The 10,388-nt window shown below is 60.0% G+C and carries 8 protein-coding genes, 1 rRNA gene and 1 pseudogene; 6 read left to right on the top strand and 4 right to left on the bottom strand.

All coding sequences use genetic code 11. From position 1 onward, the window contains the following. A 16S ribosomal RNA gene (locus A6A03_RS15065) occupies window positions 1-69 on the top strand; the annotation flags it as partial. Window positions 70-343: 274 nt separating this feature from the next. On the opposite strand, the gene A6A03_RS15060 is transcribed toward A6A03_RS15065, so the two are convergent. Further along, entirely contained in the window at window positions 344-1,477 is a 1,134-nt protein-coding gene (locus A6A03_RS15060; protein ID WP_066789936.1) for an FAD-dependent monooxygenase, read from the bottom strand. Window positions 1,478-1,819: 342 nt separating this feature from the next. Between A6A03_RS15060 and A6A03_RS15055 the strand changes: the two are divergent. The 3 genes and pseudogenes from A6A03_RS15055 (at window position 1,820) to A6A03_RS15045 (ending at window position 5,338) form a co-directional block, all read left to right on the top strand. Continuing rightward, window positions 1,820-3,471: pseudogene (locus A6A03_RS15055) on the top strand (DUF1800 domain-containing protein). A 29-nt stretch (window positions 3,472-3,500) separates the two neighbouring features. Next, a complete protein-coding gene (locus tag A6A03_RS15050) occupies window positions 3,501-4,871 on the top strand; it encodes a DUF1501 domain-containing protein (protein WP_066789934.1) in 1,371 nt (456 codons plus the stop codon). Window positions 4,872-4,894: 23 nt separating this feature from the next. After that, complete coding sequence (locus A6A03_RS15045) at window positions 4,895-5,338, top strand: cupredoxin domain-containing protein (protein ID WP_245669011.1); 444 nt, start codon at window positions 4,895-4,897, stop codon at window positions 5,336-5,338. Window positions 5,339-5,724: 386 nt separating this feature from the next. Here the strand turns inward: A6A03_RS15045 and A6A03_RS15040 are convergent, their stop codons facing one another. Genes A6A03_RS15040 through A6A03_RS15030 form a run of 3 tightly spaced genes read right to left on the bottom strand, consistent with a single transcriptional unit; the run spans window position 5,725 to window position 8,094 of the window. Continuing rightward, window positions 5,725-6,768, bottom strand: coding sequence for an agmatine deiminase family protein (locus A6A03_RS15040; protein WP_066789931.1), 1,044 nt, complete (start codon window positions 6,766-6,768; stop codon window positions 5,725-5,727). Next, window positions 6,768-7,661, bottom strand: coding sequence for a carbon-nitrogen hydrolase (locus A6A03_RS15035; protein WP_066789929.1), 894 nt, complete (start codon window positions 7,659-7,661; stop codon window positions 6,768-6,770). The genes A6A03_RS15040 and A6A03_RS15035 overlap by 1 nt, the downstream gene beginning before the upstream one ends. A gap of 22 nt (window positions 7,662-7,683) precedes the next feature. Then, window positions 7,684-8,094, bottom strand: coding sequence for a gamma-glutamylcyclotransferase family protein (locus A6A03_RS15030; protein WP_066789927.1), 411 nt, complete (start codon window positions 8,092-8,094; stop codon window positions 7,684-7,686). Window positions 8,095-8,226: 132 nt separating this feature from the next. Here A6A03_RS15030 and A6A03_RS15025 point away from each other — a divergent pair, with 132 nt between their 5' ends. Both A6A03_RS15025 and A6A03_RS15020 read left to right on the top strand, forming a co-directional pair. Further along, window positions 8,227-9,150 carry an LLM class F420-dependent oxidoreductase gene (locus A6A03_RS15025; protein WP_066789926.1) on the top strand — a complete coding sequence of 308 codons (924 nt, stop codon included), beginning with the start codon at window positions 8,227-8,229 and terminating at the stop codon, window positions 9,148-9,150. Window positions 9,151-9,168: 18 nt separating this feature from the next. Continuing rightward, window positions 9,169-10,380: an MFS transporter gene (locus tag A6A03_RS15020; protein WP_066789924.1), complete on the top strand. Its 1,212-nt coding sequence runs from the start codon at window positions 9,169-9,171 to the stop codon at window positions 10,378-10,380. The last annotated feature ends 8 nt before the right edge of the window (window positions 10,381-10,388 follow it).

The following is a 10,388-nucleotide window of genomic DNA, read 5'->3' as shown; positions in this document are numbered from 1 at the left end:
GGAGCCGCGACTGGGACGAAGTCGTAACAAGGTAGCCGTACCGGAAGGTGCGGCTGGATCACCTCCTTTCTAGGGAGCAAATCCCACATACTGCTCAATCCTACTACGGCGCGGCCCATCACCACGCGTGCCTGTTCAGGTGCCAACCTCCTCACCCCTCATCCCACCGGATGAGGGGTGTTGTGTTTTCGCGCTCACGCGCCGGATGGCGCTCTTTGGCTTGGGCGCGCACGCAGCACGCTATGGCACCCTCATCGGCGGCATCCCTACTCACACCTCTCTGATATGGAATGCGGTCATGAACTACCGCAGTTCGCAATGCATAGATGCACGATGTGCTCGTTCATTCGCGAAATCGATAGAGCCAATCGAGCTGCCGTTGGCTTAACCAAGCAGGCGTGAGCCGTAATATCCTGTTTCGTAGCCATTGGACGTGAACTGAACGGATATGCGCGATCTGGCCGAACAAGCGCGCAGTGCGGGCAATGCGCTCGACACGCGGCCGGCGCGCTTGTTCATACGCATGCAACGCTTCAAATAAGGGGAGCTTGCTGATGTAATCGGCCAATACAACTGCATCTTCAATCGCCTGCGCACCGCCTTGACCAAGATTCGGCGTCATTGCATGGGCCGCGTCGCCAAGCAATACCACGCGCCGCTGCCACCAACGCGGCAGCGACGGCAATTCGTAGAGATCGGTGCGGATGATCTCGGCAGGCGGCGTATGGTGAAGCAAAGTTGGCACTGGTTGGGGAAATGCAACATAACATTTCGCTAACTGAAGCGTTTCTTGGGTTTCATTTCCTCCCGCCGGCGCCAGCAGGGGCGCAAACCAGTACACCTGTTGCGTAGCGATGGCTGAAAAGCCAAACCTGTGGGAGCCGCCCCACCATTCTTGACAGGTATGAGCCAATTGGGACGGCAACGTGAACGAGGCAATGCCACGTAGGCAAGTTTGCCCGCTATACCTCACAGCAATGCTGGGAAAGAGCGTTTGGCGAATAACCGAATGCAGGCCATCCGCCCCAATGAGGAGATCGGTAACTGCCTTAGAACCATCGGCAAAATGAATCGTCACACGCTGATCGTCTTGAATCAAACCAGTACATCGGCGATCAAGCTGGCAGGTTCCCGGCAACAAGTGATCGCGCAAGACTTGCTGCAAATCGGCCCGCCGGATCGAGAGGGTCGGAAACCCTAACCGCTCGGTAAACGGGCGAAGATCGATCCGTTGGATCAATCCGTCACGACAATCACCAATGTCAATCGTAGCCAGCGCACAACCGCGGCTGATCAGCGCCGCGCTCAACCCAAGTCGATCAAGGGCCTGTAGCGCGTTCGTTGGCAACCAGATGCCCTTGCCAACTGGCTGCCATGCCGCCGCCGCCTCGTACACCCGCACGGAAAAACCGCGCTGTTGCAATGCGATCGCCGCGGTCAGACCACCAATCCCGCCCCCGACAATGGCAATCTGCACAGTGTTGGCCTTTCGCTCACAACAGAGATAGTACTTTCAGGTGATTCCAGAGTTCTTGGATCAAGATTACATTATTGTTAGATCAGATTGTTATCTCTTTTGAGATCAACGGATCGCAACAACGCTCGGAAAAGATAACAAGAAACACGCTTACGTAACAATAGTATCAAGACTGCCCTATCAGGACAACACTGCATGGAACTTACCCGACGCGATGTCCTCGAAAGCGGCGCGGTATTGCTAGCCTGATTGGCCGCCGCTGGCTTTGCCGCCATAGGAACACCCGCTCCACCGGCTGCTGCTTGTTCGTACATTCAGCCTGCTTCGCTCCGTACCATCGCTATGCGCCGTTTGGCCTTCGGCCCCAGTCCTGAACTGATGGCGATGTACGATGCTACACCGGGAGCAACTGACGAAGAGCGGTTTGACAATTGGGTACGCCAGCAACTCAACTATACTACGATTGATAATACTCCTTGCGCAAACCGGATTGCCGCAACCCAACTCAAGATTCGTTACACCTATAACAGCCGGACGACGAATGAAATCCGCCCGCTGAATTGGCTCAACGCTTCCCGTGAATCGCTCTGGCAGAATCGGGTGGTACCCGATTTGGCTTGGGCGGAACGGATGCGCCCCTATGATGAGGTGCGGGTGGCAACGTGGATTCGGGCGGTATGCAGCCGGCGGCAGCTCTTTGAGGTGATAGTCGATTTTTGGCACAACCACTTCAATGTGCGGGCCGACTCCGACTCGAACATTGCCGCAACGTGGCCAGATTATGACCGGATCATCCGCACCCATGCCCTCGGCAATTTTAACGCGATGTTGCTCGATGTCACCAAGAGCGTAGCAATGATGTACTACCTCGACAATGTGAGCAACAAAGCGGGTGGCGGCGAGGGCGGCAATGAAAACTTTGCTCGCGAACTCTTCGAGTTGCATACTCTTGGCAGTGATCATTATCTCAAGTTCTACGACCAACGCGAAAATATTCCGGTCGTCGAATACGGTAGCGAACGGTTTGCCGCGGCGTACATCGACTACGACGTCTATGAAGCATCGCGCTGCCTGACCGGTTGGACGATCGCCAACGGGCGCGATGGGAGACCGAACACCGGCGCGTTTTACCTGATGGAAGCGTGGCACGACAACTCTCCGAAAACGGTGCTCGCGCCGGCGCCGCTCCCCGGCATCCCGCCGGCGCCTAATTTCCCCTTCAACAACGGCGCGCAACGTGACGGTGAGGCTGCGCTGCGCCTCGTGGCCCGTCACCCCGGCACAGGGCGTCACCTGTGCAAAAAGCTCTGCCAGCGGCTGGTGGCTGACGACCCACCAGAGACGCTCATCAATGCCGCTTATACGGTCTGGATGGAGCACCGCGATTCGCCCGACCAGATCCGGCGCGTGGTGGAGACGATTTTGCTGTCGCCGGAGGCCAAGAACACCTTTGGGAGCAAAGTGCGCCGGCCATTGGAAGCGATTTGGGCCTTCTTACGGGCCACGAATGCCAATCTCCCAAGTGATGTCGCTGCGGTCGATGGGGATGCCACCAGAGGCAACTATTGGCAGAGTCTGTTCTGGAACGTTGATCAGACCGGTCATCGCCTGTTTGGGTGGGATACGCCGACGGCCATCCCGATCGGGCCGAGTATTGGGCCAACACTAATGCACTGCTGCGATCGTGGAATTGCTTTTACACCATCCCCCAATCGTGGGGCGGGAATGTTGGCATCGACATCGTGGGCCAAACCCCTGCCGGCCTTTCGTGCGCCGGGATTGTTGATTTCTGGCTCCAGCGGATGCTGACCTACACGCCCACCGGTGATCTGCGCATGCTCCTGATTAACTTCCTTGCCCAAGGCGGCGATCCAAATCAGCCGCCACAACCGTTGCGCGGCGCGCCCGATTGGGGCAGCGCCGAAGCGGTGCGTGATCGAATCAACACGATGGTGCAACTGTTGGCGATGAGTCCCGAATTCTGGCTGCGGTAAGCAGCGCCCCATCCAAGGAGAACCCTACGATGCAATGGACACGCCGCGAGTTTCTGATGGGTTGTAGCGCTGCGATCGCCGCGATGGCGGCGGCCCGGATCGGCCACTTGGCCTTCGCCGAGCCGGCCCAGCCGCAAGCAACCAATGAGATCTTTGTGCAAATCTTTCTGCGTGGCGGTTGCGACGGCCTCAGCCTGCTGATCCCCTACGACGATAGCCACTACCGCACGGCGCGCGAATCGCTCGCGTTGCCGTTGAGCGGCGCCAACGCGCCGTTGCGCATCGACACTTACAACCCTTCGTACAACGCGAACAGCTTCGGCCTCAATAGCAAGATGCCGCATCTGCGCGATCTCTACAACAGCGGCCATCTGGCTTTGATCCATGCCTGCGGGTTAGATGACGACACCCGCAGCCATTTTGATGCGATGGACTACATCGAGCGCGGGACGCCGGGCAACAAAACGACCAGCAGCGGCTGGATTACGCGCCACTTGCAATCGCAAGGCGGCGCGAGCAGTTTGCTGCCGGCAGTAGCAGCGAACACTGCTACACCGGCTTCATTGCTCAATTACGCGGCGGCAGTCGCGATGACATCGCCGAGTAGTTTCACAGGTAGCACGCACTGGCGCTACAACCGCCCCGATGAGAATTATCCGTTCTTGACCACGCTCCGCGAGATGTACAACCGCAGCACGATCAACCCGCTGGCTCCGGCTGGCCGGCGGGTGACGCAAGTGATCGATCTGATGCGGAACATGGGCAGCTATAACCCCACCAGCAGTATTGCGTATCCATCGGGAAGCTTTGGCGATGCGCTCAAGACAGTGGCCCAGTTGATCAAAGCCGAGATCGGTTTGCAAGTGGCGACGATCGACTTCGGCGGCTGGGATACGCACGAATCGCAGGCGAACAGCGATGGCAGCGGCTATCTGCCTGACCGGCTCGGCACCCTCTCGCAAGGGATTGGTGCGTTCTACAACGATCTGGCGATGTATCACTCGCGCCTGACGATCGTGGTGTTGAGCGAATTTGGCCGCCGGCTGGGGCGCAACCAGTCGAACGGCACCGATCACGGGCACGGTAACGTGATGATGGTGCTCGGCGGCAATGTGAATGGGCGCAAAGTCTATGGCACATGGCCGGGGTTGCATCCCGACCAGCTCGATAAACGGCAAGACTTGCAGATTACGACCGACTTCCGGCAGGTGCTGAGTGAGATCTTGATCCGCCGGTTGGGCAATCCTAGGCTGGGAACGGTCTTTCCCGGCTTAGGGTCATACACGCCGCTCGGCATTGTCCGGGGCCCGGATTTGCCGCCGGTGCTCTCAGCGGAAGAAGCAGGTCTGGCGAATGCTGAGCATCGCGTGTTCGTGCCGGTGATTCAGCAGTGCCGGTAAACAAGACAACTGTAGAGGAGGCGATGCGCCAAATTGCCCAATGGTTCACAATCTTATTGGTAAGCACCATACTGCAGAGCGCATGCACTGCGCCAGCGCCGGCAGTTGATCTTGCCGTCGCTGCCAACGGTTGTAAACCGGTAAGCATCTCACTGCCGCCTGCCCACGAACCGGCGCTGACTATCCGCAATACCGCGAGCGAGGCGATGGTGGTGAGCATCCCCGCGATGGATCGCTGGATCGAACTAGCGCCGGGAGCAAGTGGTGTGCTCGAACTACCCCGCTATATTATGGGTACATTCGATCTTTTCTGCCTCAGCGCCGCCGATCATCGCACCCTCGGCGGCGATAACCCCTTGCTCTGCGTGCTTGAACCGGCGGAACTGGTTCCGGCGGCCCGTTCCGCCGGTGTGTTGGTGATTGAACCACACGATCGCATCCGCGAGGTGATTGAGCAAGGAAGATGAGGTGAGTGGAAGGCACTTTCGCCCCCTATCATTACGTGAGCGTGACGCTTTGTCACTGCGAGGACGCGCAGCGCCCGAAACACTCTCCCGCGAGCACGGGAAACACCCGCTCAGGCATGCGCTCCGCTGAAGCGGGAGATTGCTGCGGTCGGGCGGGGCAATGCGTTGCATTGCCCCGCTACGCGGCACGCAATGACAATCGGGGCAAGGGTGATTGCTGCGGTCGGGCGGGGCAATGCGTTGCATTGCCCCTACGCGGCACGCAATGACAATCGGGGCAAGAGAGATTGCTGCGGTCGGGCGGGGCAATGCGTTGCATTGCCCCGCTACGCGGCACGCAATGACAATCGGGGCGAGAGGATCGCAAGGATTGCGACTACACGATCCTAACCGGTTGCCGGCACTTGCTGGCTGAGGCAGTGCCATGAACCTAACCCCCAGATGACATCAGTAGCGTCAATACCTACCACGCGCCGGTCGGGGAAGCAACGCTGCAAGACCTCGCAGGCACGGTGGTCGTTGGGATGGTTGAAGGTTGGCACGATCACAGCATGATTGGCGATGTAGAAATTGGCGTACGAAGCCGGCAGGCGCTGGCCTTGGAAGACAACCGGCGGCGGCATCGGGATGGTGAGCACCGTGAGCGGCTTGCCGGCGGCGTCGCGCATGAGTTGCAGGCGACGGAGATTGTCTTGCAAGGCATGGTAGTTCTCGTCGCTGGGATCCTCTTCGACGGCGGCGACGACCGTGCTCGGCGCGACGAAGCGGGCAATGTCGTCGATGTGGCCATCGGTGTCATCGCCTACAATGCCCTCGCCGAGCCAGAGGATCGTATGCACGCCGAGCATCTCGCGCAAGCGTTGCTCGATCGCGGCCCGGTCGAGATGCGGGTTGCGGTTGGGGTTGAGCAGACATTGCTCGGAGGTGAGCAGCAGACCATTGCCATCGACATCGATCGAGCCGCCTTCGAGCACCATCTCGCCGCGGAAGCGCGGTACGCCGAGATATTCGGCCATGCGGGCCGGAATTTGGTTGTCGAGATCGTAGGGCGGGTACTTCTCACCCCACGCATTGAACTCCCAATCGGTTGCGGCCAATTCGCGCCCATTGGGGCCATTGCGCACGACAAAGATTGCGCCGTGATCGCGGCACCATGCGTCGTTGGTTGGGAACTCGTGCAAACGAATATCGCCGCTCGCACCGGCCTCGGCCAAAAATGCGCGGGCCTGCGCGGCCATCACCGCATCGTTGACATTGATATGCACCGTCTCGCCGCGGGCCAACTCGGCGACAAAGCGCGCGTAGACCGGCCAGATCCGGTCGATAATCCCCGGCCAGCTCGCTTCTTTATGCGGCCACGACAACCACGTCGCTTGATGCGGCTCCCATTCGGCAGGCATGAAATATCCAAGTTCGGCAGGAGTCGCCATCACACCTCCTCCTTATCGATATAGCGGCGGGTAATCTCGCCGTAGGCATCGATCCGGCGATCGCGCAGAAACGGCCAATGGGTGCGTTGCACATCGATCTTACCCAGATCGACCGGGGCAACCAGCACGGCTGGCTCGTCAACCGGGGCACGGCCAATGATCGTGCCCGACGGGTCAGAGATAAAGCTCTGGCCCCAAAACTCGATCCCGCCGGACGGATCGCCTTCGTGGCCGGTGCGATTGATGCTCACTACATAGCAACCGTTGGCAATCCCGTGCGAACGCTGGATGGTTTCCCAGCTTTGGTGTTGGGCGACGCCATACTCGGCTTTTTCGGCAGGATGCCAGCCAATCGCGGTCGGATAGCAAAGAATATCAGCGCCGCGCAGGGCCGTGAGGCGGGCCGCTTCGGGATACCACTGATCCCAGCAGATGAGCACCCCGATGCGGGCGTAGCGGGTCTTGAAGACCTTAAAGCCCAAATCACCCGGCGTAAAGTAAAACTTCTCGTAGAAGAGGGGGTCATCGGGAATGTGCATCTTGCGATACTTGCCCAGATAGCGGCCATCAGCGTCGATCACCGCCGCCGTGTTGTGGTAAAGACCTTCGGCCCGCTTCTCGAACAGACTGGCGACGATCACTACCCCCAACTCAGCCGCCAGCTTGCTCAGACGTTCAGTGCTCGGGCCGGGCACCGGCTCGGCCAGCGCGAAGTTGGCGTGATCTTCGCTCTGGCAAAAGTACAGTGAACGGAACAGCTCAGGCAAGCACACGATCTGCGCGCCTTGGGCCGCAGCAGCGCGAATGCCGGCCTCCGCCGCGGCCATATTGGTTTCCGGATCGGCGGTGCAGCGCATCTGCACCAAACCGACGTTGACAATGCGTTGGGCCATTTCACCTCTCCTTCAAGGCGGCTCACCACACGCCGCCAGCAATGAACCGTAATCGTCCTTGCCGGATCGCCTCTTCAGCGCCGGCGCCAGCGACATAGACCCACGCCTCACGCGGGCCGGTCGCGGTCTGCACCGTTATGACAACTCGCTCATAGAGATTGCCGGCGCGACCGGGCATAAAATCCTCTAACTCATCGAGCAGCGCCAACACCGGCTGATACTGGGCCGGCGCCACTTCCATCAGCTCACCGAAAACGGTCGAACCCGGCGGCACCAGATCAACCGCCCGGACGAGAAACGGGTACGGGCCGGCGGTATAGAGCGCAGCGCCGGGCAACCAAGCCGGCGTCTCGCTCACCGTCTGCCCGGCCAACAGGCGGGCATAATTCGATTGTCCCCGCTTTAACGTTCCGTAGACAAAAAATGGACGCATCAACTATTTTTCGCGGTATACTAGCAACGACGCCGCCACGCGGCACCCTGATACTATACCATCATTGTACGGGCAGAGCGCTGCTCTGCCCCATTGGGCATAGCGGCGCTATGCCCCAAGAGGAGCACATGCATGCCGATTGAGATCGCCCTCATGATCGAAGGCCAAAACGGGCTGACGTGGCCGCGCTGGCAGCGGCTGGCGCAAGCCGCCGAAGACCTCGGCTTTGCCGGTCTTTACCGCTCTGATCACTTCACCAACGCCAATCCGCCGGAAAAAGAATCACTCGAACTGTGGATCTCGCTGGCATGGCTGGCTTCGCACACCAAACGGATTGAATTCGGGCCACTGGTCTCGCCGGTCTCGTTTCGCCACCCGGCGCTCACGGCGCGGATGGCCGTCGCAGTCGATGATCTGTCTGGCGGCAGGCTTCAGCTCGGCTTGGGAGCGGGATGGCAAGAGCGCGAACATACGATGTTCGGCTTTGATTTGCTGCCGGTCAAGGAACGATTCCAACGCTTCACCGAAGGGCTAGAGGTGGTGACGCGCCTATTACGCAGCGATACGCCGGTAACGTGGATCGGCGAATATTACCAACTGCGCGATGCGATCTTACTCCCGCGTCCGCAACGACCGAAAGGGCCGCCGATCGTGATTGGGGGCAACGGCGAAAAGCGCACGCTTGCCCTCACCGCGCAATACGCCGATGAGTGGAACGCGGTCTTCGTGCCACCGGCGCGGTTCGCCGAACTTAACGCCAAGCTTGATGAACTGTTGGCCGCCGCCGGCAGACCGCGCGCAGCGGTGCGGCGGTCGCTGATGATCGGATCGGTGTTTGGGCGCGATAACGCGGAAGTCGAGCGACTGCTGGCCGGACGTGATCGGGTTGCGCTGCGCGTGCGCGGGATTCTGGTGGGTACGGCCAATGAAGTTGCCGAGCAGATTCACGCCTTCGCCGAAGCGGGGGTTGAGCGGATCATGGTGCAGTGGCTGGAGTTAGATGACCTTGACCGGTTGGAAGCGTTTGCAATGCAGGTCTTGCCGCAAACAATGTAACACTATCAGCGTAACGACATGCAGACACGTTGGCAAACCACGCTCTGGATCATGTTCATCGCCCAATTTTTGTCGGCGATTGGATTTTCGATCATCTTTCCCTTTTTGCCGCTGTACGTGGCCTATCTCGGCGTAGCTACGTTCGGCGATGTAGCGCTCTGGGCCGGGTTGGTCTTTTCGTTGCAGGCGCTCACGATGGCCATCGCCGCACCAATCTGGGGATCGCTCGCCGACCGGCTCGGCTACAAGTTGATGGTCGAGCGAGCGATGTACGGCGGCGCGATCATCCTCTTGCTGATGGGGTTTGCCCGGTCGGCGGAAGAACTCACCCTGTTGCGCGCGATTCAAGGGATGATTACTGGCACCATATCGGCGGCCAATGCGCTGGTCGCCACCGTCACCCCGCGCGAACGGATGGGCTTTGCGATGGGGACGTTACAGATGGGTTTGTGGAGCGGCACTGCTGCCGGGCCGCTGATTGGCGGTCTTATGGCCGAGACGCTTGGCTTTCGAGCGACATTCATTACTACAGCGGCGCTCTTGCTCGCGTCGGGGATACTGGTGACGGTAGGGGTGCGCGGAGGCGGGAAGGCACCGGAGGCGTCGCAGCGCCAACGCACCAGCATGGTGCAGAGCTGGCTAAGCATCGCGCGCACTCCCGGCATTGGGCCGGCTTACGGGATGCGATTTCTGAGCAGTTTGGCGCAGACGATCTTGCTGCCGTTTGCACCCCTCTTCATCGCCAGCCTGCTCAACGCCGGCGATCCGGTCAGCGCCTTTACTGGCCTGATCGTTGGCGTTTCGTCGGCAGCGGGCACGGCTACTGCCATCTGGCTTGGCCGGCTCGGCGACCGGATCGGGCACCGGCAGGTGTTGATGAGTAGCGCGTTACTGGCAGGACTGGCGTTCGCACCGCAAGGGTTAGTGACGAATGTCTGGCAACTGCTGGTGTTGCAGGCGCTGAGCGGGGCCGCGATTGGCGGCATCACCCCCTCGCTGAGCGCGCTGTTAGGGCGGTACACAGCGAGCGGCAGCGAAGGAGCGGTGTACGGCCTCGACAGTTCGATCGTCTCGGCAGCACGGGCCGTAGCACCCCTGATTGGGGCACTGGTCGTAGGGCCGTTTGGGTTCGGCAGCGCCTTTTTCGTCAGCAGTGCCGCGTGTATCGCAATTGGTATCGGCGCGACACGCTTACCGGCGGAAGAGCGGCGATTAGCGCCAGCGGATTAGATGAGGAG

The sequence above is a fragment of the Chloroflexus islandicus genome (assembly GCF_001650695.1).
Classification (GTDB): domain Bacteria; phylum Chloroflexota; class Chloroflexia; order Chloroflexales; family Chloroflexaceae; genus Chloroflexus; species Chloroflexus islandicus.
This window is presented reverse-complemented; position numbering and strand designations above follow the sequence as displayed.

What these genes read in the sequence shown, in the direction of transcription:
- A6A03_RS15040 (WP_066789931.1), bottom strand. Translation starts at nt 6,768, where the DNA reads ATGGCGACTCCTGCCGAACTTGGATATTTCATGCCTGCCGAATGGGAG.
- A6A03_RS15020 (WP_066789924.1), top strand. Translation starts at nt 9,169, where the DNA reads ATGCAGACACGTTGGCAAACCACGCTCTGGATCATGTTCATCGCCCAA.
- A6A03_RS15050 (WP_066789934.1), top strand. Translation starts at nt 3,501, where the DNA reads ATGCAATGGACACGCCGCGAGTTTCTGATGGGTTGTAGCGCTGCGATC.
- A6A03_RS15030 (WP_066789927.1), bottom strand. Translation starts at nt 8,094, where the DNA reads ATGCGTCCATTTTTTGTCTACGGAACGTTAAAGCGGGGACAATCGAAT.
- A6A03_RS15035 (WP_066789929.1), bottom strand. Translation starts at nt 7,661, where the DNA reads ATGGCCCAACGCATTGTCAACGTCGGTTTGGTGCAGATGCGCTGCACC.
- A6A03_RS15025 (WP_066789926.1), top strand. Translation starts at nt 8,227, where the DNA reads ATGCCGATTGAGATCGCCCTCATGATCGAAGGCCAAAACGGGCTGACG.
- A6A03_RS15045 (WP_245669011.1), top strand. Translation starts at nt 4,895, where the DNA reads ATGCGCCAAATTGCCCAATGGTTCACAATCTTATTGGTAAGCACCATA.